Raw genomic sequence first — 24,799 nt, 5'->3', positions numbered from 1 at the left:
GGCAGCCGACGCAACGCTAGAAGAAGGTGCGGTAGCGGAAGTAGCCGTTTGTCCGCGCCGTGGACTCCATCTTTCCGGTGGGTCGGAACGCGCACCGCGAGTCGTGGATGTAGTCGTCCATGAGCTTGTGCACGCTTGGTGGCAGGGCGCCCGGCGCTTCCAGTGCTGCCAGCAGGCGAGCCGTGGCGGCATCCACGCGCGGCGCGATGGCGATGCTTGGGCCTACGCGGCCTCCTGCGGGAATAGGCGGACGCATCGCCACGCGCAAGCTTCGGTGGTGGGTGGCAAAGTCCTCGGCGCCTTCACGCAGGTCGATCTGGTCGGGGTCCTTTCTCGCCCGCTGGTAGAAGCGGCGTCGCTCCAGCGCCTGGCCCGGCAAGTGCAGGCCGCTGCGCCATTGCAGGTACTGATGGGTATGCGCCTCGAGGAAGGCTTGCGTTGCCGGCTTGCCGGTGGCACTTGGCGCGATGCCACAGGTCGCATAGAAGTCATTGACGGTGGCGATCAGGTCCGGGGAGCAATGGAAGGCCCTGGCGAGGCCGGGGTCCTCCTGGATTTCATCGGATGACAACAGCGGCACACCGCCGACGAGCGCCGCGTGGTGCATGTCGATCAGCGGTATCTGCGATAACTGCGGTGACAATCCCCAATCCGGCATCGCCTTGCCTTGATCACCGGGCCGGTAGCCGCCCCCCACGTCTGAATGCATGCCGGGGTAAGCCACCTGCTTGCCACGCGCCATTTCCAGCGGAAAGCTGCCGCGCTGTTCGTGCAGGGCAATGAAATGCACGCATTGTTCGATGGCGGGGTGGATGGCCATATGGGCGCCCCAGGAACCATGGCCGTCGGCGCCCGGGATGCCGTCGGGGATGCCGACTGCAGCGACCGTATCGAACAGGCCCATGAAGTGGATGCGAATCGGTATGCCAGCCAGCCGATGAACGCCATCCTTCTGCGCAAGAAATTCGAACAGCCAATGGGCGAATGCGCGGGCTGCGGCGGCACCGCGAGAGAAGCCGAACACCGCGACATTGATCCGCGTGACCTTGCGCTCGCGGTCTGCCACCACTTTCGCCAGTTTGTTCTCCCAGGTCTTGAACGCGAGCTTGCGCATGGGATCATTCGGGTCATAGCTCATGCCTGATACGACGGCTCTCATCACGTGATCTGGGAGCATGTCGACCTGTGTCAGATAGACGTGCACCGAATTCAATACGCTGAGAATCGCCCAGTGAATGCGATTGGCACCGCGAAATCCGGCCCCCAGCCCTAGCGGACCGCCATAGTCGCCAATTTCCTTGAATGGCGTGCCAACGCCCGGAATGTAATGGGCGAAGATGCCCTCTTCCCGCTTGTCTATGCACGCGTCATACAGGCGCGCGACATTGCTGTGCTTATTCGCCTCCGCTTGTGTGCAGCCAAGCCCAGGCTCGTTCCAATCCTTGTTGTTGCCCGTGCCATCGAAGAACAGACTGACAAACACCTGGCCCTGGCACTGCGCCGGGTCGCGCTTGTAAACACAGGCCATTACCCGCGCTCGCTGCATCGTTTCTCGTGGCGAAAGTTCGCGCTGTCCATTCGCAGGCATCGGTGCAGGTATCGTAAGGTTGTATGGCATATTGCTCAGGCTCGGATGTACTTCACAATTTGGCTTCGTCGCCTTTAAGCGGATAGTCGGGATGACTGAGGTCCATCATGGTGACGAACACCTTAACCTCGCCGCCGCGCAGGAAATGGACAGCGAACCGGCCGCCCTCGTCGGGGCCATACTGTGGCACTTCCACGTCGCGCTCCATGGCGTTTTCTCCACCCCAATCGCTCCACCAGACCTTTACCGTCATACCCGGCTTGTAAGCGCGTGGAATGCTTGTACAACAGGTGAATTTTCCGCCGCCACGATGTGCTCCCAAGTACGCGCCGCCATACTCGTTGACCCCAAAGCGGTAGATGCTCCTGTCGGTGTGGTTGTAGCCCACCAGACTCAACGTCATCTGGTCTTCGGTGCATCCGGTCAGTGGCAGGCACAGCCCGGCCAATAGGCAAAGACGCCAGACTGAGGGGAACCATTTCGTTTCGCGGCGATGACGCGTATTGGCAGGCATGGACGAAGTCTTTGTCACAGTTCGGCATCCTCACCCTTGAGCGGATAGTTGGGATGCCAGTAGCCCATCATGGTGACGAACACCTTGACCTCCCCGCTGCGCAGAAAATGCACGGCAAATGCACCGCCTTCATCTGGTCCATACCGTGGCACTTCCACAATGCGCTCCATGGCGTTTTCCCCACCCCAGTCACTCCACCAGACAGTGACCGTCATCCCAGGTCGGTAGGCGCGTGGAATGCTGATGCAACAGGTATGTCCCCCGCCGCCGCGGTGTGCTCCCAGGTAGCCACCGCCATATTCGTTGACGCCAAAACTGTAGATGCTCCTGTTGGTATGGTTGTGGCCCACCAGATTCAACGTCATCTGGTCTTCGGTGCATCCTGTCAGTGGCAAGCACAGCCCGGCCAATAGGCAAAGACGCCAGACTGAGGGGAACCATTTCGTTTCGCGGCGATGACGCGTATCGGCAGGCATGGATAGAGTCTTTGTCACAGTTCGGCATCCTCACCCTTGAGCGGATAGTCCGGATGCCCGAGGCCCATCATGGTGACGAACACCTTGACCTCGCCGCTGCGCAGGAAATGCACGGCAGAATGTCCGCCTTCATCCGGGCCATACCGTGGCACTTCCACGACGCGCTCCATGGCGTTTTCCCCACCCCAATCGCTCCACCAGACGGTTACCGTCATGCCTGACTTGTAGGCACGCGGAATGCTCATGCAACACGTAAATTTTCCACCACCGGTGTGTGCTCCCAAGTAGCCGCCGCCATACTCATTGACGCCGAAGCTGTAGATGCTGCGGTCGGTATGGTTGTATCCAAGAATGTCCAGTCCCATCTGGTCTTCGGTGCATCCTGTCAGCGGCAGGCACAGCCCCGCCAGCAGCGCCAGACGAAGCGTTCCCTTCCACCCTGCAGTACGGCCGATTGCGTGTGCCATCGATGAATCCCCCGGTTGCCATGGCATTGCACCTTAAACGCTGACCGGGGCACTGAAAATGCGTGAACGTTCACTTGCTGCGGGAGATCAGCAAGGACGTTGATTTCATCGAACTACGATTCCCATTGATGGAGACGTTGTGTAGGCGCGCGCTGCGCTACACTCGAAGGTTGCCGCGCGCCATCCTTGCGCGGGTCCAAGCCACGCAGAAGGAGGGCCCTGATCCCATGTACGACAACCAGAACATCTTCGCCCGCATCCTGCGCGGCGAACTCCCGTGCTTCAAGATCTACGAGGACGCTGACACCATCGCGTTCATGGACATCATGCCGCAGACCGACGGCCACGCGCTGGTCGTGCCGAAGGAGCAGGCAGTGGACCTGTTCGGCCTGTCCGAGGCCGGTGCGGCGGCGGCGATCAAGTCCACGCAGCGCGTGGCGCGTGCCGTGCGCGAGGCCTTCCAGCCGGACGGCATGGTCATCACCCAGTTCAACGGCGTGGCGGCGGGACAGACCGTGCCGCACATCCATTTCCACATCGTGCCGCGCTACGCGGACCAGCCGATTCGCGGCCATGCGCGCGAGCAGCAGGACATGGCCGTGCTCAAGGAGCACGCCGAGCGCGTAATCGCGGCGCTGGCGAAGCTGCCGGCCTGATCGGTCCCGATTTCATTCCCGGATACACGTAACGACACAAGGAAGTTCGACATGGCAATCAAGACAGTAGGCATCGTCGGTGCCGGCACGATGGGCAACGGCATCGCCCAGGCTTGCGCGGTGGCTGGCCTGGACGTGGTGATGGTCGATATCAGCGACGCCGCCGTGCAGAAGGGCATCGCCACGGTGGCCGGCAGCATGGACCGGTTGATCAAGAAGGAGAAGGCGACCGAGGCCGACAAGGCGGCAGCGCTGGCGCGCATCCACGGCAGCACCGCCTACGACGACCTCAAGAAGGCCGATATCGTCATCGAGGCCGCCACCGAGAACCATGAGCTGAAGCTCAAGATCCTCAAGCAGATCGACAGCATCGTCGGCGCGCACGTGATCGTGGCGTCGAACACCTCGTCGATCTCGATCACCAAGCTGGCTGCGGCGATCTCGCGCCCGGACCACTTCATCGGCATGCACTTCTTCAACCCGGTGCCGATGATGGCGCTGGTGGAACTGATTCGCGGCCTGCAGACCAGCGATGCCACGCATGCGGACGTCGAAGAGCTGGCCAAGCGGCTGGGCAAGTATCCGATCACGGTGAAGAACAGCCCGGGCTTCGTGGTGAACCGCATTCTCTGCCCGATGATCAACGAGGCGTTCTGCGTGTTGGGCGAGGGCCTGGCGTCGCCGGAGGAAATCGACGAGGGGATGAAGCTGGGCTGCAATCATCCGATCGGGCCGCTGGCGCTGGCGGACATGATCGGCCTGGATACGATGCTGGCGGTGATGGAAGTGCTCTACACCGAGTTCGCCGATCCGAAGTACCGTCCGGCGATGCTGATGCGCGAGATGGTCGCGGCGGGCTACCTCGGCCGCAAGACCGGGCGTGGGGTTTACGTGTACAGCAAGTAAGCCGATTGCCTTGCCCCCTCTCGCCGTCTCCGGGCGGGAGGGGGACTCACTCCCCGTACTGCCGCAGTCCCTCCAGGTCGAGCACCTCGATCACCCCGTAGTCCACCCTCACCAGCCCCTGCTGTTCCAGCACCTTCAGCGCCTGGTTGGCGCGCTGCCGCGAGATGCCGGCGAGCAGGCCGATCTCCTCCTGCGAGATCTCCAGCGTATTCCCCAGCCCCGGATACAGGTGTTCATTGAACAGCGACGACACCGCGCGCGCCACGCGCGAATCGATGTCCAGCAGCCGTTCGTACTCCACCGCCGCAATGAACTGCCCGAGCCGCTCGTTGAACTGCATCAGCAGGAAGCGCGTGAACGGCAGGCTGGTATCCAGCAGCCACTGAAAAGTCTCGCGCGGGATGAACGCGATGCGCGAGCGGCGCAGCGCCATCACGTCGTATTTGCGGATTTCCGACTTCAGCACCGCGCCTTCGCCGAACCAGCCGCCGGTCGGCACGCCGGTGAAGGTCACCGACTTGCCCGAGGGCGACACCGTGGTGATCTTGATGATGCCTTCCACCACCCCCAGCCAGTGTTCGGCCAGGTCGCCCTTGTGGCAGACATAGTCGCCCTGGCTGTACTCGCGCACGGTAGTCACGCGTTTGACACGCTCGCGCTGGGCCGGGCTGAGGTCCACGGCCCAGGCGCAACGGTCGATGAAATCATGGGAAATCGCCACTCGGTGCTCCCGTAGGGATTAACCCGGAATTGTCATCGGCGTGACAACCCGGGGGGATGGCATCGGCTATCTTACGATCACTACGGAACCGGCCCGGCCTGATGTCACAAGGCCTGGCGGCATGATGCGGTGCGAGAAGCGCCGCTTGGCGCCCAGTATAGCGACCGGTCCGGCGGCTTGATACCCGGCGTGGCCCCTACGCCCCCTGGGGGAGAGGAGACAGCGATGCAGGAATCGTCGGCAACGACCTTCCCGCGATGCCTGCTGGCGCACGCCACGCAGCGGCCGGACCATCCGGCCCATCGCGAGAAGGATCTCGGCATCTGGCAGACATATAGCTGGTCGCAAGCCGCGCGCGAGGTCCGCGCGCTCGCCTGCGGGCTGGCCGCGCTTGGGTTCCGGCGGGGCATGAACCTGGCCGTGGTGGGTGACAACCGCCCGCGTCTCTATTGGGCGATGACCGCCGCGCAGGCGCTCGGCGGCGTGCCGGTGCCGCTCTACCAGGACGCCATCGCCAACGAGATGGTCTATGTGCTGGAAGACGCCGAGATCGAATTCGCCGTGGTCGAGGACCAGGAGCAGGTGGACAAACTGCTCGAGGTGGAGGCCCAGCTCGCCGCGCGCGGCCGCGCCGTGCGTCATCTGATCTACGAAGACCCGCGCGGCCTGCGCGACTACGACCATCCCTCGCTGCTCTCCTACGAACGCCTCCAGGAGATCGGCCGCGAGTACGATGCCGCGCACCCCGGATTCTTCGATGAGCAGGTGCAGGCCGGCCAGCCCGACGACACCGCGATCATCCTCTACACCTCCGGCACCACCGGCAAGCCCAAGGGGGTCTGCCATTCGCACGGCGGCCTGATCGGCGCGGCGCGCAACGGCTGCCAGTTCGACAAGCTCGGCCCCGCCGACGACGTGCTCTCCTACCTGCCGATGGCCTGGGTGGGCGACAACCTGTTCTCGTACGCGCAGGCGCTGGTCGCGGGCTTCACGGTGAACTGCCCGGAGTCGCGGGAGACCGTGATGACGGACCTGCGCGAGATCGGCCCCACCTACTACTTCGCCCCGCCGCGCATCTATGAAGGGCTGCTGACGCAGGTGATGATCCGCATGGAGGACGCTGGCTGGGTCAAGCGCCGCCTGTACGACTGGGCGATGGGCGTGGCGCGCCGCTGCGGCGCGGACATCCTCGACAAGCGCCCGGTGCCACTGGCGGACCGGCTGCGCTACGCGCTGGGCGAATGGGTGATCTACGGCCCGCTGCGCAACGTGCTAGGCATGAGCCGCATCCGCGTGGGCTACACCGCTGGCGAGGCGATCGGCCCGGACCTGTTCCGCTTCTATCGCTCCATCGGCGTGAACCTGAAGCAGTTCTACGGCCAGACCGAGACTTGCGCCTACGTGTGCCTGCAGCCGGACGGGCAGGTCAAGTTCGACTCGGTCGGCCCGGCCGCGCCGGGCATGGAGATCCGCATCGCCGAGAACGGCGAGGTGCTGGTGCGCGGCGTAGGGCTGCTGAAGTCCTACTACAAGCGCGACGACGCCACGCGGGAAGCCATCAACGACGAGGGCTATTTCATGACCGGCGACGCCGGCGTGATCGACGCCGACGGCCACCTCAAGATCATCGACCGCGCCAAGGACGTCGGCAAGCTGGCCGACGGGTCGATGTTCGCGCCGAAGTACATCGAGAACAAGCTCAAGTTCTTCCCGTACATCAAGGAGGCGGTGGCCTTCGGCACGGACCGCGAATCGGTCTGCGCCTTCATCAACATCGATTTCGATGCGGTGGGCAACTGGGCCGAACGCCGCCACCTGGCCTATGCCGGCTACGTGGACCTGGCCGCCCAGCCGGAAGTGATCGCGATGATCGCCGAATGTGTGGAACAGGTGAACGCCGACCTGGCGGCGGACGCCATGCTGGCCGGCTCGCAGGTGGCGCGCTTCCTGATCCTGCACAAGGAACTGGACCCGGACGACGACGAACTGACGCGCACGCGCAAGGTGCGGCGCGGCTTTATCGCCGAGAAATACGCGGTGCTGGTCGAGGCGCTGTACGCGGGCAAGCCCGAGCAGTTCATCGAGACGCGCGTGAAGTTCGAGGATGGTCGCGAGGGCAGTGTCTCGGCCACGCTGAAGCTGGTGGACGTCAAGCGTTTCCCGCCCACGGGCGGCGCGCGCGCGGCATGAACAGGGGAATGGCATGACGCAGATGGCATGGCGCGTGGACGCCACGGGCACGATGGCGCCGGCAGGCACGATCACCGCGCCGGGGCACGCCGATGGCGTGCAGCACGAGGGGCTCCGCACCGGCGACGCGCTGGAGCCGGACTCCACCCTGCACACCCGCACGCGCGGCGACGTGATCCTGGACCTCCAGAACATCTCGCTCGCGTTCGGCGGCGTGAAGGCGCTGACCGACATCTCGTTCGATGTCTGCGAGCACGAGATCCGCGCGATCATCGGCCCGAACGGCGCCGGCAAGAGTTCGATGCTGAACGTGATCAACGGCGTCTATCACCCCCAGCAGGGCCGCATCGTGTTCCGGGGCGAGGAGCGGCGCCAGATGCATCCGACCGCCGCCGCGCGGCAGGGCATCGCGCGCACGTTCCAGAACATCGCGCTGTTCAAGGGCATGACCGTGCTGGACAACATCATGACCGGCCGCAACACCCAGTTCCGCACCGGCCTGTTCGCGCACGCGCTGTGGTGGGGCCCGGCGCGCGCCGAGGAGATCCGGCACCGGCACAAGGTGGAGGAGGTGATCGACTTCCTCGAGATCCAGGCCATCCGCAAGACCCCGGTGGGGCGCCTGCCGTACGGCCTGCAGAAGCGCGTGGAGCTGGCGCGCGCGCTGGCGGCGGAGCCGTCGATGCTGCTGCTGGACGAGCCCATGGCCGGCATGAACGTGGAAGAGAAGCAGGACATGTGCCGCTTCATCCTCGACGTGAACCAGCAGTTCGGCACCACCATCGTGCTGATCGAGCACGACATGGGCGTGGTCATGGACATCTCCGACCGCGTGGTCGTGCTCGACTACGGCAAGAAGATCGGCGACGGCACACCCGAGGAGGTCAAGGCCAACCCCGACGTGATTCGCGCCTACCTCGGCACCTCGCACTGAGCATCGGACCCCATCATGACCTTTTTCTTCGAAATCCTGATCGGCGGGCTGCTCTCCGGGCTGATGTACTCGCTCGTGGCGCTGGGCTTCGTGCTGATCTACAAGGCGTCCGGCGTGTTCAACTTCGCGCAGGGGGCGATGGTCTACTTCGCCGCGCTGGCCGTGGTGGGGCTGATGGACAAGGGCATGCCGATGTGGGCGGCGTTCATCGGCGCCTTCGTGGTCATGATCATCGTGGGCATCAGCACCGAGCGGCTGGTGCTGCGCAAGCTGGTCAACCAGCCACCGATCACGCTGTTCATGGCGACCATCGGGCTGTCGTTCTTCCTTGAAGGGCTCGGGCCGCTGCTGTTCGGTAACGAGGTGCGGCCGATCAACCTCGGCATCGTGGACGAGCCGATCGAGGCCATCCTCACCCGCTTCAACATCGTCATCTCGAAGTTCGACCTGGCCGCCGCCGCGATTGCCGCCGTGCTGGTGGCCGCGCTGGCGCTGTTCTTCCAGTACACCAAGGTGGGGCGGGCGCTGCGCGCGGTGGCGGATGACCACCAGGCGGCGCTCTCGCTCGGCATTCCGCTCCAGCACATCTGGGCGATCGTCTGGGGCGTGGCCGGCTTCGTGGCGCTGGTGGCGGGCATGCTCTGGGGCTCCCGCAACGGCGTGCAGTTCGCGCTGACGCTGACCGCGCTCAAGGCGCTGCCGGTGCTGATCCTGGGCGGCTTCACCTCGGTGCCGGGGGCCATCGTCGGCGGGCTGATCATCGGCGCCTCCGAGAAGCTGGCCGAGATCTACATCCCGCCCGTGTTCCAGGCGATGTTCGGCGGCAACTTCGGCGGCATCGAAGGCTGGTTCCCCTATGTATTCGCGTTGCTGTTCCTGCTGGTGCGGCCCGAAGGGCTGTTCGGCGAGAAGCACATCGACCGCGTGTAACCCGTCCGGAGACCGACACCATGCTCTATCGTGAAGCCGGGCAGTTCAAGACCAGCTACATCGCCGACAGCCAGATCTTCCCGATCCGCCAGGACCGCATCGGTTTTGCCGTGCTGATGGCAGTGGCCTTCGTCGCGGTGCCGTTCACCGCCTCGGAATACTGGTTCAACGCGATCCTGATCCCGTTCCTGATCTTCTCGCTCGCGGCGCTGGGGCTGAATATCCTGACCGGCTACGCCGGCCAGCTCTCGCTGGGCACGGCGGCCTTCATGGCCGTGGGCGCGTACGCGGCGTACAACTTCCAGTTGCGGATCGAAGGCATCCCGGTGCTGGCCACCTTCCTCCTGGCCGGGCTGTCGGCGGCACTGGTGGGCGTGGCGTTCGGGCTGCCCTCGCTGCGGATCAAGGGCTTCTATCTCGCCGTGGCCACGCTGGCGGCGCAGTTCTTCGTGGTCTGGGCGCTGACCAAGTTTCCCTGGCTGTCGAACAACAGCTCGTCGGGCGTGATCACGGCGCAGCGGCTGGACCTGTTCGGCTTCACCATCGACACCCCGGTGCGCAAGTACCTGTTCGTGCTCGCCTTCGTCACGGTGCTGGCCTTCGTCGCCAAGAACCTGGTGCGCTCGGCCACCGGCCGCGCCTGGATGGCCGTGCGGGACATGGACGTGGCCGCCGAGGTCATCGGCATTCCGCTGATGCGCACCAAGCTGCTCGCCTTCGCGGTCAGCTCGTTCTACTGCGGCGTGGCCGGCGCGCTCTATGCGTTCTGCTACCTCGGCTCGGTGGAGCCGGACGGCTTCTCGCTCGACCTCTCGTTCCGCATCCTGTTCATGATCATCATCGGCGGGGTAGGCAGCATCCTCGGCTCCTTCCTCGGCGCCGCGTTCATCCTGCTGCTGCCGATCTTCCTCGACAACGTGCTGCCCGGCCTGGCCGCGCTGCTGCACCTGCCGTTCACGAACGCCACGGTGTCGCACATCCAGCTGATGGTGTTCGGCGCGCTGATCATCTTCTTCCTGATCGTGGAGCCGCACGGGCTGGCGCGGCTGTGGCAGATCGCCAAGGAGAAGCTGCGGCTCTGGCCGTTCCCGCATTGATTCATCGTCGTAGCCCATAACAACGCCCGTCTACGAGGCGAAAGGTCAAGGAGACTGTCATGACAACCCTGATTCGCAATGTGCAGCGCGCCGCCCTGGTGGTTGGCGTGGCGGCGGCGCTGCTGGCGCCGTCGCTGCCGGCGCTGGCGCAGGCCAACGAGCAGTTCGTGGCGTTGCCGAGCTACCGCGTGGGGCCCTACGGCGCCAACGGCCAGTCGTTCTACGGCGGCTTCATCGACTACCTGAACTACGTCAACCTCAAGGATGGCGGCATCAACGGCGTGAAGCTGAGCTGGGAAGAGTGCGAGACCGAGTACAACAACGCCAAGGGCGTGGAGTGCTACGAGCGGCTCAAGTCGAAGAACGCGACGACCAAGGGCACCGCGTACCACTCGATGTCCACCGGCATCTCCTACGCACTGGTCGACAAGACCGCCGCCGACAAGGTGCCGCTGGTGATGATGGGCTACGGCCGCACGGACGCCGTGGACGGCTCGGTGTTCCCGTACGCGTTCCCGCTGGTCACCACGTACCAGATGCAGGTGTCGGCCATCGTCAAGTACCTGGCCACCAAGAGCGGCGGCTCGCTCAACGGCAAGAAGATCGTCTACCTGTACCACGACTCGGCCTACGGCAAGGAGCCGATCGTCGCCCTGCAGGCGGAGGCGCGGTTGAACAAGTTCAACCTGGTGGAGATTCCGGTGGCGCACCCCGGCAACGAGCAGGGCGCGCAGTGGCTCAAGATCCGCCAGGAGAATCCGGACTACGTGATCTTCTGGGGCTGGGGCGTGATGAACCAGACCGCGCTGAAGGCGGCGCAGAAGGTGGGCTTCCCGCGCGACAAGATGATCGGCTCCTGGTGGGCTGGTTCCGAGGAAGACACCGTGCCGGCCGGCGACGCCGCCAAGGGCTACATGAGCGCGACGTGGAACGTGGCGGGCCGCAACGTGCCGCTAATCGCCGACATCGACAAGGTGGTGTACGGCGCCGGCAAGGGCAATATGCAGGACCGCAACAAGGTCGGCTCGGTGCTCTATAACCGCGGCGTTTCGGCGGCCGTGGTGACTGTGGAGGCGATCCGCGTGGCGCAGGACAAGTTCGGCAAGGGCAAGATGATGTCCGGCGACCAGATGCGCTGGGCCTTCGAGAACCTGAACGTGACCAACGCGCGCCTGCAGCAGCTGGGTGCCACCGGCCTGCTGCCCGAGATCAAGACCAGCTGCGACAACCACGAGGGCTCCGGCAAGGTGAAGATCCAGCAGTGGGATGGCGCCAAGTGGGTGGTGGTGTCTGACTGGATCGAGGGCAACAAGGCGCTGATCCACCCGCTGTTCAAGGCCAACGCGGCGCAGTACGCGAAGGAGAAGGGCATTACGCCGGCCTGCGCGAAGTCGTAAGCGCGGCCTGCGGTTGTCTCCCCTCTTCCGCAAGCGGGAGAGGGGAGCGCAAAACCAGCGGCATTTGAGGTGTCCATCCATGTCCCTGCTATCCGTCAACAACATCGAAGTCATCTACGACCACGTGATCCTGGTGCTCAAGGGGGTCTCGCTGGAGGTGCCCGAAGGCCGCATCGTGGCGCTGCTCGGCGCCAACGGGGCCGGCAAGACCACCACGCTCAAGGCGATCTCGAACCTGCTCCACGCCGAGCGCGGCGACGTGACCAAGGGCTCCATCGAATATCGCGGCAATCGTGTGGACCAGCTCACGCCCAACGACCTCGTCAAGCGCGGGGTGATCCAGGTCATGGAGGGGCGCCATTGCTTCGCCCACCTGACCATCGAGGAAAACCTGCTCACCGGCGCCTACACGCGCGGGCTGTCGCGCGCAGACACGCGCCACGAGCTGGAGAGGATCTACACCTACTTCCCGCGCCTGCAGACGCGGCGCAAGTCCCAGGCTGGCTATACCTCGGGCGGCGAGCAGCAGATGTGCGCGATCGGGCGGGCGATGATGGCCAAGCCGGCGATGATCCTGCTCGACGAGCCGTCCATGGGCCTGGCCCCGCAGATCGTCGAGGAGATCTTCGAAATCGTGCGCGACCTGAACACGCGCGAGAAGGTCAGCTTCCTGCTGGCCGAGCAGAACACGATGGTGGCGCTGCGCTACGCCGACTACGGCTACATCCTGGAGAACGGCCGCGTGGTCATGGACGGCGAGGCCGAATCGCTGCGCACCAACGAGGACGTCAAGGAGTTCTACCTGGGCGTGGCCGCCAACGATGCCGATGGTGCCGCGCGCAAGTCGTTCCGCGATGTGAAGAGCTATCGGCGCCGCAAGCGCTGGCTGGCCTGAATTCCTACCCCTCCCGCACCATGGCTGACTATTTCGATTCGCTGGAAACGCGCACGCCGGCCGAGCGCGAGGCCGCGCTGCTGGCCGCCCTCGCGCGCCAGGTGGCGCACGCGCAGGCCCACGCGCCTTACTTCGCCGAGGTGCTGTGCGATGTGGACCCGCGCGACCTCACCTCCCGCGCCGCGCTGGCGGCGCTGCCGGTGACGCGCAAGTCGGAGTTGACCGCCCGCCAGCGCACCGCGCCGCCGCTGGGTGGCCTCAACGCTACGCCCATCGGCGGGCTGCGGCATGTGTTCCAGTCGCCGGGACCGATCCATGAGCCGGACGGCCATGCCGATGACTGGTGGCGCATCGCGCGCGCCATGTTCGCGGCCGGTTTCCGCGCCGGCGAGCTGGTCTACAACACCTTCTCGTACCACTTCACGCCGGCCGGCATGATGATGGAATCGGGCGCACACCGGCTGGGCTGCTGCGTGTTCCCGGCGGGCGTCGGCCAGACCGAATCGCAGGTGCAGGCCATGGCGGCGCTGCAGCCGTCCGCCTATGCCGGCACGCCATCGTTCCTGAAGCTGCTGATCGAGCGGGGCGCCGAGCTGGGAATGCCGTGCGCGAGCCTGTCGAAGGCGCTAGTCACCGGCGAAGCCTGCCCGCCGCCGCTGCGCGCATGGCTGCAGGACCATGGCGTGAGCGTGCGCCAGATGTACGGCACCGCCGACGTGGGGCTGATCGCCTACGAAACCGAGGGCGGCGACGGCTGGGTGGTCGATGAAGGTGTGCTGGTGGAGATCGTCGAGCCGGGCGGCACGCAGCCGATGCCCGAGGGCGAGACCGGCGAGGTCGTGGTGACGGTGCTCGGCAACGGCGACTATCCGCTGATCCGTTTCGGCACGGGCGACCTGTCGGCCATCGTCAGCGACTCCTCGCACCGCGCCAGCCCATGCGGGCGCACCAATATCCGGCTCAAGGGCTGGCTGGGGCGCGCGGACCAGACCACCAAGGTCAAGGGGATGTTCGTCCATCCCGGGCAGGTGGCGGATGTGGTGCGCCGCCATCCCGAGATCCGCGCCGCAAGGCTGGTGGTGACCGGCATGGTCGGCGCGGACACCATGACGCTGCACTGCGACGCCACGCGCGAGGACGACGGCCTGGCGCACGCCATTGCCGATTCGATCCGCGACGTCATGCGCTTGCGTGGCGAGGTGCGCTTCGTGGCGGCAGGGTCGCTGCCGCAGGATGGCAAGGTGATCGAGGACGCGCGCAGTTACGACTGAGGGGATTGGGGCGGCTCCGCCGCCTCACCATACCCACCCCGGGGCCGGGTCGGCAGCCGCACCATCCAGATGGTCACGGCGGCGCCCACCGCCAGCAGCGTCAGCGAGGACACCGGCCGCCCGCGCAGCAGCCAGGCGGTGGTCCCCATCGAAATCCACATCATCGACAGCGCCAGGCACTTGGCGCGCAGCGGAATGCTGCGATGCGCCTGCCAGTCCCGCACCAGCGGGCCGAAGCGCGGGTGCGAGATCAGCCAGTCGTGGAAGCGCTCCGAGCCGCGCGCGAAGCAGGCGGCCGCCAGCAGGACAAACGGGGTGGTGGGCAGCAGCGGCAGGAAAATGCCGATGAAGCCGAGCACCAGCGACACGACGCCGCAGGTGACCCAGAATGCCCGGATCACGCGCTCACGGTGCGTGAGCGCGTCGCTGGCGTTGCCTGGGGAGCGGGGCCGGCGGGTGTCGCCGGCGGGGCGTTCGGAGTCGGTCGGGTGCAAAGGAAGACCAAAAGGGACGAAGGGGGCGAAAAAACGCCCCTATCGTACCAGTCCGAGCCGAGCGCGCGCGGCGTCGTACTCTTCCTTCATGCGCGCGATGATCTCGCCGGCCGTGGCAATGTCCTCGATCTGGCCCACGCCCTGGCCAGCGCCCCAGATGTCCTTCCACGCCTTGGTCTTGGAGCTGCCGCTCGAGAAGTCCATCTTGGTCTTGTCCGCCACGGGCAGGTTGTCCGGGTCGAGCCCCGAATTGCTGATGCTCTCGCGGATGTAGTTGCCGTGCACGCCCGTGAACAGGTTCGTGTAGACGATGTCCGAGGCCGCCGCGCTGGTGATCGACTGCTTGTACTCCGCGCTCGCGTGGGCTTCCTGCGAGGCGATGAAGCGCGTGCCCACGTAGGCGAAATCGGCGCCCATGGCCTGGGCGGCCAGCACGGCGTCGCCGGTGGCGATGGAGCCGGACAGCGCGATGGGACCGTCGAAGATCTTGCGCACCTCGCCCACCAGCGCGAACGGCGACAGCATGCCGGCATGGCCGCCGGCGCCAGCCGCCACCAGGATCAGGCCGTCCACGCCCGCCTCGATGGCCTTCTCGGCGTGGCGCAGGCTGATCACGTCGTGCAGCACGATGCCACCATAGCTGTGCACGGCATCGATCATTTCCTTGACCGGCGCGCGCAGCGAGGTGATGAAGATGGGTACCTTGTGGTCGACGCAGACCTTCACGTCGTGCTCCAGCCGCGCGTTGGACGCATGGACGATCTGGTTCACGGCGATCGGGCCGACGCGCTTGCCCGGGTTTGCGGCCTGGAACGCGGCCAGGTCCTCCTGCATCTGCGTGAGCCATTCGTCGAGCAGCTCCGCCGGGCGTGCGTTGAGCGCGGGGAAGGAGCCGACGATGCCGGCCTTGCACTGCGCCAGCACCAGTTCCGGATAGCTGACGATAAACATCGGCGAGGCGATGACGGGCAGGGCCAGGTTCTGCAGGATCGGCGGCAAGGTCGTGGCGGCGGGCATGGGGTCTCCTCTGATCGGGTCGCAAATTGAACGATCGTTCGATTATAGGGACTTTCGCTCCGGATGGCGCCGCCCGGACCGTCGCCCGGCCTAGAGGCCCGCTTCCATTCCGCCAGGAGAGACGGACAAAAAAATGCCCCGCCGGGTAGGCGGGGCAATTACCACGAAGACTGATAAGAAGAGGCAGTGAGACACCTGCCAATGCCTCACCGCGAGACGAAGCATAGACGGTGAATATGACCGTCAGAAGTCAAAACCGAGGGTTTATACCGGGGTGCCCGGGCGCCCTCGGCCCCTCTCACACCTTCTCGAGCAGCAGGCCCTTCAGGTATTCCCCTTCCGGGAAGGCCGCCGACATCGGATGGTCGGTGCCCGCCGAGAGCCGGCGCAGGATGCGCGCGTCGCAGCGGGCATCGGTGGCCGCGCCAGCCACGATCTTCTGGAACAGTTCCATGCTGATGGCGCCCGAGCACGAGTACGTGAACAGCAGGCCGCCCGGCCGCAGCAGCTGCATGCCGACGAGGTTGATTTCCTTGTAGGCGCGCGCGGCGCGGTCGATGTGCTGCGCCGACGGGGCGAACTTGGGCGGGTCCAGCACGATCAGGTCGAACTGGCGGCCCTCGGCGCGGAACTCGCGCAGCGTCTTGAACACGTCGGCGTCGAGCCAGGTCGCCCGTTCAGCGTCGAAGCCGTTCAGCGTGACGTTGTTCGCGGCGATCTTGAGCGCCTCGCCCGACGAGTCGATCGACGTCACCGCCGTGGCGCCGCCCCGCAGCGCGGCCAGCGAGAAGCCGCCCGTGTAGCAGAAGCAGTTCAGCACCTCGCGCCCTTCGGCCAGATCGCCGACGAGCTTGCGGTTGTCGCGCTGGTCGACGTAGAAGCCGGTCTTGTGGCCGTTGCGCACGTCCACGTAGTAGCGCACGCCGTGTTCGGTCACGGACAGCTCCGGGTCCGGCTCGGCGCCAGCCAGCACGCCGGTCACCAGCGGCAGGCCCTCGCGCTGGCGCACGGCGGCGTCGGAGCGCTCGTAGACATTCGGGCAGCCGGTCTCCTTGACCAGCGCCTGCACCAGCGCCTCCTTCCACTGCTCCACGCCGGCCGAATTGAACTGGCAGACCAGCTGGCCCTTGTCGCCGCTGCCGTAATAGTCGACAACCAGCCCGGGCAGGCGGTCCGCCTCGCCGAAGATCAGCCGTACCGCGTCGGTATCGCGCACCCACTGGCGCCGATGGGCCACCGCGGCGGCCACGCGGCGCTTGAACAGCGCGTGGTCGACCGGCTCGTTCTCGTCGAACGTCCACACCCGTGCGCGGATCTGCGACTCGGGGCTGTAGGCGCCGCGTGCCAGGAAACGGCCGTCCGCGGCGCGGATGACCACCGTGGTGCCGGACTCCAGCCGGCCCTCGGTCGAGGCGATGCCGGTGGCGTACACCCAGGGGTGGCGGCGGAGCAGGGACTTTTCCTTGCCCGGTTTGAGCGTGATGGCGTTCATGCGCTTACAGCACCACCTTCACCATCGGATGCGACGTCAGCGCGCGGTACAGGTCGTCGAGCTGTTCCCGGCTGGTCACCCAGACCGTCACGGTCAGGCCCAGATAATTGCCGTTGCGCGACGGACGCATCTCCATCTTGCCGGCGTGGAAGTTCGGGTCGAAGTCCTGCACCAGGGTCACGATCGCCTCGGCAAAGCCGTCCTGCATCGCGCCCATGACCTTGATGGGGAAGTCGCTCGGGTACTCGATCAGCGAGGCCTGCGGCGGAATGCCGCCGGGCTGCTGACCATCGTTCGAATCGGTCGTCATGTTCGTGCTCTCGCGTGTGTGCGGATTACTTGCGCTTGAACCAGAGGCGGATGGTGTCCCACAGGCGGCCGAAGAAGCCGGCCTCGGGCACGTCCTCGAGCGCCACCACCGGGAACTCGCCCACCTTCGTGGTGCCGTCCATCAGCTTGACCGTGCCGACCTGCTGGCCGACCGCGATCGGGGCCAGCAGCAGTTCCTGGCGCTCCAGCACCGGCTTCAGGCGGCTGCCCGTGCCCTTGGGCACCGTGACGAAGGTCTCGTTGGACACGCCGATCTTGACCGTGCCGGCGGCGCCCTTGTAGATCTCGGGCGTGGCCAGGACCTGGCCCTTGTCGTACAGGCGCAGGGTGTCGAAGAACTGGAAGCCGTAGTTCAGGATCTTCAGGCTTTCCTGCGTGCGCACCTGCTCGCTGGTGGTGCCGATCACGATCGACACCAGGCGGCGGTTGCCGTTCGGCACGTTGGCGAGCGGGCGCTGCGCCGACGAGATCAGGCAGTAGCCGGCCGACTTGGTGTGGCCCGTCTTCACGCCGTCCACGGTGGGGTCGATGTACAGCAGGCGGTTGCGGTTCGGCTGCTTGATCTTGTTATAGGTGAACTCCTTTTGCGAGTACATGCCGTAGTACTCGGGGAAGTCCTTGATCAGGCGCGTGGTCATCGTGGCCAGGTCCACCGCCGTGGTGTAGTGCTCCGGGTCGGGAATGCCGTCCGTGTTCGTGAAGTGCGTGCCCTTGAGGCCCATGCGCTGGGCCTCGCGGTTCATCATCGCCACGAAGCCTTCCTCGGAACCGCCCACGGCCTCGGCCAGCGCCAGCGCGGCGTCGTTGCCGGACTGGACGATCAGGCCCATCAGCAGGTCCTGCACGCTGACCGGCTTGTTCGGCTCGATGAACATGCGCGATTCGTCGCTTTTCACCTTCAGCACGACGTTGGTCGGCACCACGGTCTGGTCCATCGTCAGGCGCTTTTCCTTGACCGCCTGGAAGGCCAGGTAGGCGGTCATGATCTTGGTCAGCGAGGCCGGCTCGATGCGCAGGTCCGCGTTCTGCGAGGCCAGCGCCTGGCCGCTCGTCACGTCGTACAGCATCCAGGACTTGGCGGCGACCTGCGGGGTCGGCACGCCCTGCGCCAGCACGGCGGCAGGGGCGGCGAGCGCGACAGTAACGGCAATAGCGACGGGGGCAAGGGCGGACGCGAAGCGCGGCGTGGCTCTGTTCATAGGTGCGAATTCCAACGGATGAGGGTTGCGCGGACGGGACGGATCACCGGTCCCACGCGTTGACGACAAGCTGCTTGATCAGATGCAGCTTGCGATGAAAAAAATGGTCGGCGCCAGGAATGACGATGATCGGGAGTTCCTGCGGCCGGACCCAGTCCAGCACGCTGGCCAGCGGCACGGTCTCGTCCTGCTCGCCATGGATGACGATGGTGTCGGCCGGCACCGGCGCCACGTCCCAGCGGCTGGTGGCGGTTCCCACCAGCACCAGGCGCTGCGCCGGCGTGCCGGCCTCGGCCAGCCGCCGTGCCACGTGCGTCTGCACGAAGCTGCCGAACGAGAACCCGCCCAGCGCCAGCGGCAGCGTGGCGGCGTCCGGGGACCACGCGGTCTGGGTGCGCATCCAGTCCACCACGGCCAGCAGGTCGTCCTGCTCGCCGATGCCCTGGTCATGCTCGCCCGCCGAGTTGCCCACGCCGCGGAAGTTCGGCCGCACCGTGGCGTAGCCGAGGGCGACGAAGGTGCGCGCCAGCGTCTGCGCCACCTTGTTGTCCTTGGTGCCGGCGAACAGCGGGTGCGGGTGGGCCACCAGCGCCAGGCCGCGCACGGGCACGCCCTGCGGCAGGTCGATCGAGATATCGATGGTGCCGACGGGGCCGGGAATCGTGGTGACCTGGGTATGCGCGTTCATGGTGGCAGGAGCAGGAGTGAAAGCGGGACGAAGACGGGCAACAAAAAAACCGGGCAACAAAAAAACCGGGCGGACCCGGCGGGCACGGCGGAGGCGGATCAGCGGTCGAGCATCAGGCGTTCGACCGGCTTGCCGTTCACCAGATGGCTGTCGATGATCTCGTCGATGTCCTGCTCGTCGACGAAGGTGTACCAGACGGCCTCGGGGTAGACCACCAGCACGGGCCCGAGTTCACACCGGTTCAGGCAGCCGGCCTTGTTGATCCGCACGCGGCCTTCGGCGCCGGAAATGCCAAGCTGCTTGCAACGCTTCTTCGCGTATTCCTGCATCGCCTTGGCATTGTGGTCGGTGCAGCAGGCTTTGCCGTCGTCGCGCTCGTTCAGGCAAAAGAAGACGTGGTGTTGGTAGTAGCTGCTCATGCTCGGGCGCGCTCGCGGGGGCGCGATGCGTCGATGGCGTTAGGGAAGCACGGAATTATACGTCGTCAGACTCCGCGTTCCGCCATGCGGGGCTGCCCGGATTTCCGGAATGGGGCGGGCGATCGGGCCCTGCTGCATCGGGCAATCCGGCTAAATGTGACGCGATATGCCCTTGCAAGGCGATCCCCGCGCCGCATCGGCTTCCGGAAACCCGGAGCGGTCCAGTCCGGAATTCCGGAAAGTCGGACCCGTCGGCCGTCCGGAAAATCGAAAGTCATTCCAAATCAATGGCTTGCGGACAAGTGCCTCGGTGGCACGTCTGTTGCAAATAGTTACCTTCAGACGCGCCGCAATCCGCCAGGCGTGCATCGCGGGCGCCCCGAGCGCCCGGCACCGGTCAAAAAACACCGAGGACGACATCATGAGGAAACCCTTCTACAAGATCCTGTACGTGCAGGTGCTGTTCGCGATTGCCGTGGGCATCCTGCTGGGCCATTTCTGGCCCGACACAGGCGTGGAGATGAAGCCGCTGGGCGACGCCTTCATCAAGCTGATCAAGATGATCATCGGCCCGATCATCTTCTGTACCGTGGTGTCCGGCATCGCCGGCATGCGCGACATGAAGAAGGTAGGCCGCGTGGGCGGCAAGGCGCTGCTGTATTTCGAGATCGTCTCGACCTTCGCGCTGCTGATCGGCCTGCTGGCCTCGCACGCGCTCAAGCCGGGCGTGGGCTTCAACATCGATCCGGCCACGCTGGACACCAAGTCGATCTCGCAATACGTGTCCAAGGCCCACGGCCAGAGCACGACCGAGTTCTTCATGCACATCATCCCGGACACGGTCTTCAGCGCGTTCGCCAATGGCGACATCCTGCAGATCCTGCTGGTCTCGCTGTTCTTCGGCTCGGCCCTGGCGGTGCTGGGCGACCGCGCCAAGATCGTGCATGAGATGGTGGACCAGGTCTCGAAGGTGTTCTTCCACATCGTCCACGTGATCACCAAGGTGGCCCCGATCGGCGCGTTCGGCGCCATGGCGTTCACCATCGGCAAGTACGGCCTGGGCTCGCTGGTGCCGCTGCTGAAGCTGATCGGCACGTTCTACTTCACGGCCATCGTGTTCGTGCTGGTGGTGCTGGGTACCGTGGCCAAGTTCACGGGCTTCTCGATCATCCGCTTCGTCGCCTATATCAAGGAAGAACTGCTGATCGTACTGGGCACCAGCTCCTCCGAGGCCGCGCTGCCGCACCTGATGGAGAAGATGGAGCGCCTGGGCTGCTCGAAATCGGTGGTGGGGCTGGTGGTGCCCACGGGCTACTCGTTCAACCTGGATGGCACCAATATCTATATGACGATGGCGGTGGTCTTCATCGCCCAGGCGACCGGCATCGAGCTGACGCTGCTCCAGCAGCTGACGATCCTGGCCGTGGCCATGGTGACGTCCAAGGGCGCCAGCGGCGTGACCGGCTCGGGCTTCATCACGCTGGCGGCGACGCTGGCCGTGGTGCCGACCATCCCGGTGGCCGGCATGGTGCTGATCCTCGGCATCGACCGCTTCATGAGCGAATGCCGCGCGCTGACCAACATCATCGGCAACGGCGTGGCCACCGTGGTGGTCTCGGCCTGGGAAAAGGAACTGGACCGTGCCCGCCTGAACCGCGTGCTGCGTGGCGAAGATGACACCGTCGGACTGGCCGACGCGGCCCGCTGACCTGTCCCGGCAACGGGTATCATCGGCGCGAGACCCTTCGTGCGCGCCGATGCCTCATTCCGACGATTTTCTAGCCGTACATGACCCTGCGGCGCCGGGTTCCGTGCATGCGCCCGGACCCGGCCCGCGCTGGTATGGCTTTGCCGGCGCCCTGCTGGCCGGCCTGCTGCTGCTCTGCGGGCTGACCTGGCTGCTGTCGGTGCAGCGCGGGATCTCCGCGCTGCAGCAATCCACGGCCATGCGCGCCGAGCGCTACGCCGCCACGCTCGAGTCCACGCTCGACCGCTACGAATTCCTCCCCGCGCTGGTTTCCCTGCACCCCTCGGTGCGCGCGCTGCTGGCCGCCCCCCAGGACCCCGCACGGATTGCCGCGGTCAATGACTATCTCGTCGATGTGAACCGGCGAGCGCGCGCCTCCGCCACCTATGTGATTGCCGCCAATGGCATGGCGCTGGCTGCCAGCAACCACGGCGAGCCGGGCAGCTTCGTCGGCACCGACTACCGCTTCCGGCCGTACTTCCAGCGCGCGGCGCGGGGCGAGGTGGGCCGCTTCTACGCCATCGGCATCACCAGCGACGAACCGGGCTACTACATCGCCCAGCCGATCGAGTCGGGCGGCAAGGTCATCGGCGTGACGGTGGTCAAGCTGAACCTGGAGTGGTTCCAGCGCGCCGGCGCGGGCCGGGCGGAGCCGCTGATGGTGGCCGACGACCACGGCGTGATCTTCCTCTCATCCGTGCCGGCCTGGCAGTACCGCACGCTGCGCACGCTGCCGCCCGAACTCCAGGCCGAGTTGCACAACACCCGCCAGTATCACGACCAGGCGGTCACGCCGCTGCCGCTGCTGGCGCTGGATTCGCCGGTCACGCGCTGGCTCGGCGACACCGTGCTGGGCGAGAACGCGCGGCTGGTGCGGCTGGGCGCCGATGGCGAGGCCGGCAGCCCGGCCGGCGGCATCGGGCTCACCGCCGACCGGGGCGACCGCTATCTGGAGATCAGCCGCGATGTCGGTCCGGCCGGCTGGACCATGCAGGTCATGGCGCCGCTGGACCCGGTGCTGGCCAGCGCGCGCGGTGCCACCGTGGGCGCGGCGCTGGCCTACGCCTGCGTCGGCCTGCTGCTGGTGAACCTGCGCCAGCGCCGCCAGCGCGCGCGCGACATGCAATACAGCCGCCGCATGCTCGAAGCGGCCTATGACGAACTCGAACGCCGCGTTGAGGCCCGCACGGCCGACCTGATGGCGATCAACGAACAGCTCGAAGCCGAGGTGGCCGAGCGTACCCGCGCCGAAGGCGAGCTGCGCGCCACGCAGGACGAACTCGTGCAGGCCAGCAAGCTCGCCGCGCTGGGGCAGATGGCCGCCGGCATCACGCACGAGCTGAACCAGCCGCTGGCCGCGCTGCGCACGTTCTCGGACAACACCCGCGTGCTGCTGGAGCGCGGCCAGCTGGACGCCGCCACCGGCAACCTCGGCGCCATCGCCGATCTCACCACCCGCATGGGCAAGATCACCGGCCAGCTCAAGCTGTTCGCCGGCAAGGCGCGGCCCCGGCGCCACGCCGTGCGCGTGCGCGCGGCCATCGACCACGTGCTGCAACTGATGGCGCCGCGCCTGGCCGGCGTGGGGCTGACCGTGCGCGGGCTGGAGGGCGATGAGACCGAAGGGGCCGACGGCGCCGAGATCGCCGTCTGGGCGGACGAACTGAAGCTGGAGCAGGTGCTGCTGAATCTGGTCGGCAATGCGCTGGACGCGATTGCCGGCGAGGGACCGGAAGCGCGGCAGGCCGGCCACATCGACATTACGGTGTACGTCGCCCCCGAGGCGGTGAGCGTGTCCGTGCGCGACAATGGCCCCGGCATTGCGCCCGATGTGCTGCCGCGCCTGTTCGAGCCATTCTTCACTACCAAGGAGATCGGCCAGGGGCTCGGGCTGGGGCTGGCGATTTCCTCGTCGATCGTGCGCGAGTTCGGCGGCCAGCTGGCGGCGCAGAACGCGGATGGCGGCGGCGCTGAATTCGTGGTGACTTTGCGGCGGGCGTACCAGCCCGCCACCACTGCCTGAGAAGGCGAGCAGGAATAAGGGATGGCGATGCAAGACGGATTGCGCGTGCTGTTTGTGGAGGATGAGCCGCTGGTGCGGCAGGCCACGGCGCAGAGCCTGGAACTGGCCGGGTTCGCGGTACTGGCGCTGCCCTCGGCGGAGGCGGCCATGCCGCACCTCAGCGCCGACTTTCCCGGCGTGCTGGTGACCGATGTGCGGCTGGGCGGCGCGAGCGGGCTCGACCTGCTGCACCACTGCCGCAACGCCGCGCCCGGCGTGCCGGTGATCCTCGTCACCGGCCACGGCGACATCACGATGGCCGTGCAGGCCATGCGCGAAGGCGCCTACGACTTCATCGAGAAGCCGTTCGGGGCTGACCGCCTGACCGACACCGTGCGCCGTGCCCTCGAACGCCGCGCGCTGGAACTGGAGAACGTGGCGCTGCGCCGCCAGCTGGCGGGCCCGGCGGCGGGCACGCGCATCATCGGCCGCTCGGCGGCGATGGCGCGCGTGCGCGACCTGATCGCCAACGTGGCGCCCACCGATGTGCCGGTGATGATCAACGGCGAAACCGGCACCGGCAAGGAACTGGTGGCGCGCAGCCTCCACGCGCTGTCCACCCGGCGCGACGCGCCCTTCATCGCCCTGAATTGCGGCGCGGTGCCCGAGGCGATCTTCGAGAGCGAGATGTTCGGCCACGAGGCCGGCGCCTTCACCGGCGCGGGCAAGCGCCGCGTGGGCAAGTTGGAGCATGCGTCGGGCGGCACGCTGTTCCTGGACGAGATCGAGAGCATGCCGCTGGCGCTCCAGGTGAAGCTGCTGCGGGTGTTGCAGGAGGGCACGCTGGAGCGGCTGGGGTCGAACACCTCGGTGCCGATCGACGTGCGCATCGTGGCGGCGGCCAAGGGCGACATGGAGGGGCTGGTAGCGCAGGGCGCCTTTCGCCAGGATCTGCTCTACCGGCTCAACGTGGTGACGATTCCGCTGCCGCCGCTGCGCGACCGCCGCGAGGACATCGTGCCGCTGTTCGAGCACTTCATGCTGGTGGCGGCCGTGCGCTACCAGCGCCCCGCGCCGATCCTCTCGGAGATGCAGCGCCAGTCACTAATGCAGCGCCCGTGGCCCGGCAATGTGCGCGAGTTGCGCAACGCGGCGGACCGGCTGGTGCTGGGCGTGCCCGAAGGCGTGAGCGGCAAGCCGGACGTCGCGGACGACTCCGCACCGCTGCGCGAGCGCATGGAGCACTACGAGCGCGCCGTGATCGCCGATACGCTCGCGCGCACCGGCGGCGCGGTGAGCCAGGCGGCGGATCTGCTGCAGGTCGGCAAGGCCACGTTGTACGACAAGATCAAGCGCTACGGACTGTAAC

At 66.3% G+C, this 24,799-nt stretch carries 24 protein-coding genes; 12 read left to right on the top strand and 12 right to left on the bottom strand.

Going from position 1 to position 24,799, the window contains the following annotated elements; genetic code table 11:
* Window positions 1-16: 16 nt before the first annotated feature.
* The 4 genes from AC1DP9_RS07425 to AC1DP9_RS07410 form a co-directional block, all read right to left on the bottom strand.
* The gene (locus AC1DP9_RS07425) at window positions 17-1,546 is read right to left on the bottom strand and encodes a T6SS phospholipase effector Tle1-like catalytic domain-containing protein (protein ID WP_477106953.1); all 1,530 of its coding nucleotides are present in this window, start codon (window positions 1,544-1,546) and stop codon (window positions 17-19) included.
* 94 nt (window positions 1,547-1,640) lie between these two features.
* Entirely contained in the window at window positions 1,641-2,102 is a 462-nt protein-coding gene (locus AC1DP9_RS07420; protein ID WP_477106952.1) for a DUF3304 domain-containing protein, read from the bottom strand.
* Window positions 2,103-2,116: 14 nt separating this feature from the next.
* Window positions 2,117-2,467, bottom strand: coding sequence for a DUF3304 domain-containing protein (locus AC1DP9_RS07415; RefSeq protein WP_222944701.1), 351 nt, complete (start codon window positions 2,465-2,467; stop codon window positions 2,117-2,119).
* A 125-nt stretch (window positions 2,468-2,592) separates the two neighbouring features.
* Window positions 2,593-3,045, bottom strand: coding sequence for a DUF3304 domain-containing protein (locus AC1DP9_RS07410; RefSeq protein WP_477106951.1), 453 nt, complete (start codon window positions 3,043-3,045; stop codon window positions 2,593-2,595).
* Between the two features lie 227 nt (window positions 3,046-3,272).
* Between AC1DP9_RS07410 and AC1DP9_RS07405 the strand changes: the two genes are divergently transcribed.
* Together AC1DP9_RS07405 and AC1DP9_RS07400 are read left to right on the top strand one after the other, a co-directional pair.
* Window positions 3,273-3,701: an HIT family protein gene (locus AC1DP9_RS07405; RefSeq protein WP_092291535.1), complete on the top strand. Its 429-nt coding sequence runs from the start codon at window positions 3,273-3,275 to the stop codon at window positions 3,699-3,701.
* 51 nt (window positions 3,702-3,752) lie between these two features.
* Window positions 3,753-4,607 carry a 3-hydroxybutyryl-CoA dehydrogenase gene (locus AC1DP9_RS07400; RefSeq protein ID WP_144199048.1) on the top strand — a complete coding sequence of 285 codons (855 nt, stop codon included), beginning with the start codon at window positions 3,753-3,755 and terminating at the stop codon, window positions 4,605-4,607.
* 46 nt (window positions 4,608-4,653) lie between these two features.
* Here the strand turns inward: AC1DP9_RS07400 and AC1DP9_RS07395 are convergent, their stop codons facing one another.
* Complete coding sequence (locus tag AC1DP9_RS07395; RefSeq protein WP_092292105.1) at window positions 4,654-5,322, bottom strand: Crp/Fnr family transcriptional regulator; 669 nt, start codon at window positions 5,320-5,322, stop codon at window positions 4,654-4,656.
* A 231-nt stretch (window positions 5,323-5,553) separates the two neighbouring features.
* Here AC1DP9_RS07395 and AC1DP9_RS07390 point away from each other — a divergent pair, with 231 nt between their 5' ends.
* From AC1DP9_RS07390 to AC1DP9_RS07360, 7 genes are all read left to right on the top strand, one after another.
* Complete coding sequence (locus AC1DP9_RS07390; RefSeq protein ID WP_477106950.1) at window positions 5,554-7,518, top strand: AMP-binding protein; 1,965 nt, start codon at window positions 5,554-5,556, stop codon at window positions 7,516-7,518.
* Between the two features lie 13 nt (window positions 7,519-7,531).
* The gene (locus AC1DP9_RS07385) at window positions 7,532-8,452 is read left to right on the top strand and encodes an ABC transporter ATP-binding protein (protein WP_092291541.1); all 921 of its coding nucleotides are present in this window, start codon (window positions 7,532-7,534) and stop codon (window positions 8,450-8,452) included.
* A 15-nt stretch (window positions 8,453-8,467) separates the two neighbouring features.
* Window positions 8,468-9,382 (top strand): branched-chain amino acid ABC transporter permease, encoded by a 915-nt coding sequence (locus AC1DP9_RS07380; RefSeq protein ID WP_092291543.1) that lies wholly within the window; start codon window positions 8,468-8,470, stop codon window positions 9,380-9,382.
* Window positions 9,383-9,402: 20 nt separating this feature from the next.
* The gene (locus AC1DP9_RS07375; RefSeq protein ID WP_092291545.1) at window positions 9,403-10,479 is read left to right on the top strand and encodes a branched-chain amino acid ABC transporter permease; all 1,077 of its coding nucleotides are present in this window, start codon (window positions 9,403-9,405) and stop codon (window positions 10,477-10,479) included.
* A gap of 59 nt (window positions 10,480-10,538) precedes the next feature.
* The gene (locus tag AC1DP9_RS07370) at window positions 10,539-11,876 is read left to right on the top strand and encodes an ABC transporter substrate-binding protein (protein WP_092291547.1); all 1,338 of its coding nucleotides are present in this window, start codon (window positions 10,539-10,541) and stop codon (window positions 11,874-11,876) included.
* 79 nt (window positions 11,877-11,955) lie between these two features.
* Window positions 11,956-12,771, top strand: a complete 816-nt coding sequence (locus tag AC1DP9_RS07365; protein WP_477106949.1) for an ABC transporter ATP-binding protein — start codon at window positions 11,956-11,958, stop codon at window positions 12,769-12,771.
* 20 nt (window positions 12,772-12,791) lie between these two features.
* A complete protein-coding gene (locus AC1DP9_RS07360) occupies window positions 12,792-14,042 on the top strand; it encodes a phenylacetate--CoA ligase family protein (RefSeq protein ID WP_454756762.1) in 1,251 nt (416 codons plus the stop codon).
* On the opposite strand, the gene AC1DP9_RS07355 is transcribed toward AC1DP9_RS07360, so the two are convergent.
* From AC1DP9_RS07355 to AC1DP9_RS07325, 7 genes are all read right to left on the bottom strand, one after another.
* Complete coding sequence (locus tag AC1DP9_RS07355) at window positions 14,033-14,443, bottom strand: YbaN family protein (protein ID WP_477107089.1); 411 nt, start codon at window positions 14,441-14,443, stop codon at window positions 14,033-14,035. The genes AC1DP9_RS07360 and AC1DP9_RS07355 overlap by 10 nt on opposite strands.
* 132 nt (window positions 14,444-14,575) lie before the next feature.
* Window positions 14,576-15,553, bottom strand: coding sequence for an NAD(P)H-dependent flavin oxidoreductase (locus AC1DP9_RS07350; RefSeq protein ID WP_441591379.1), 978 nt, complete (start codon window positions 15,551-15,553; stop codon window positions 14,576-14,578).
* Window positions 15,554-15,851: 298 nt separating this feature from the next.
* Window positions 15,852-17,045, bottom strand: coding sequence for a class I SAM-dependent rRNA methyltransferase (locus AC1DP9_RS07345; protein ID WP_477106948.1), 1,194 nt, complete (start codon window positions 17,043-17,045; stop codon window positions 15,852-15,854).
* Between the two features lie 4 nt (window positions 17,046-17,049).
* Complete coding sequence (locus AC1DP9_RS07340; protein ID WP_477106947.1) at window positions 17,050-17,355, bottom strand: YbeD family protein; 306 nt, start codon at window positions 17,353-17,355, stop codon at window positions 17,050-17,052.
* A 25-nt stretch (window positions 17,356-17,380) separates the two neighbouring features.
* A complete protein-coding gene (locus tag AC1DP9_RS07335) occupies window positions 17,381-18,574 on the bottom strand; it encodes a D-alanyl-D-alanine carboxypeptidase family protein (RefSeq protein WP_092291560.1) in 1,194 nt (397 codons plus the stop codon).
* Between the two features lie 43 nt (window positions 18,575-18,617).
* A complete protein-coding gene (locus AC1DP9_RS07330) occupies window positions 18,618-19,262 on the bottom strand; it encodes an alpha/beta hydrolase (RefSeq protein WP_477106946.1) in 645 nt (214 codons plus the stop codon).
* 98 nt (window positions 19,263-19,360) lie between these two features.
* Complete coding sequence (locus AC1DP9_RS07325; RefSeq protein WP_092291564.1) at window positions 19,361-19,681, bottom strand: (2Fe-2S) ferredoxin domain-containing protein; 321 nt, start codon at window positions 19,679-19,681, stop codon at window positions 19,361-19,363.
* 421 nt (window positions 19,682-20,102) lie between these two features.
* Between AC1DP9_RS07325 and AC1DP9_RS07320 the strand changes: the two genes are divergently transcribed.
* From AC1DP9_RS07320 to AC1DP9_RS07310, 3 genes are read left to right on the top strand one after another with little or no spacing between them, the layout of a single operon-like run.
* A complete protein-coding gene (locus tag AC1DP9_RS07320) occupies window positions 20,103-21,389 on the top strand; it encodes a dicarboxylate/amino acid:cation symporter (protein ID WP_092291566.1) in 1,287 nt (428 codons plus the stop codon).
* 49 nt (window positions 21,390-21,438) lie between these two features.
* Complete coding sequence (locus AC1DP9_RS07315; protein ID WP_477106945.1) at window positions 21,439-23,451, top strand: sensor histidine kinase; 2,013 nt, start codon at window positions 21,439-21,441, stop codon at window positions 23,449-23,451.
* A 27-nt stretch (window positions 23,452-23,478) separates the two neighbouring features.
* A complete protein-coding gene (locus AC1DP9_RS07310) occupies window positions 23,479-24,798 on the top strand; it encodes a sigma-54-dependent transcriptional regulator (protein WP_092292109.1) in 1,320 nt (439 codons plus the stop codon).
* Window position 24,799 lies beyond the last annotated feature (1 nt).

Source organism: Cupriavidus sp. 01L43 (genome assembly GCF_056399925.1).
The sequence above is the reverse complement of the archived record's forward strand: the minus strand, read 5'-3'. Positions and strand labels throughout refer to the sequence as shown.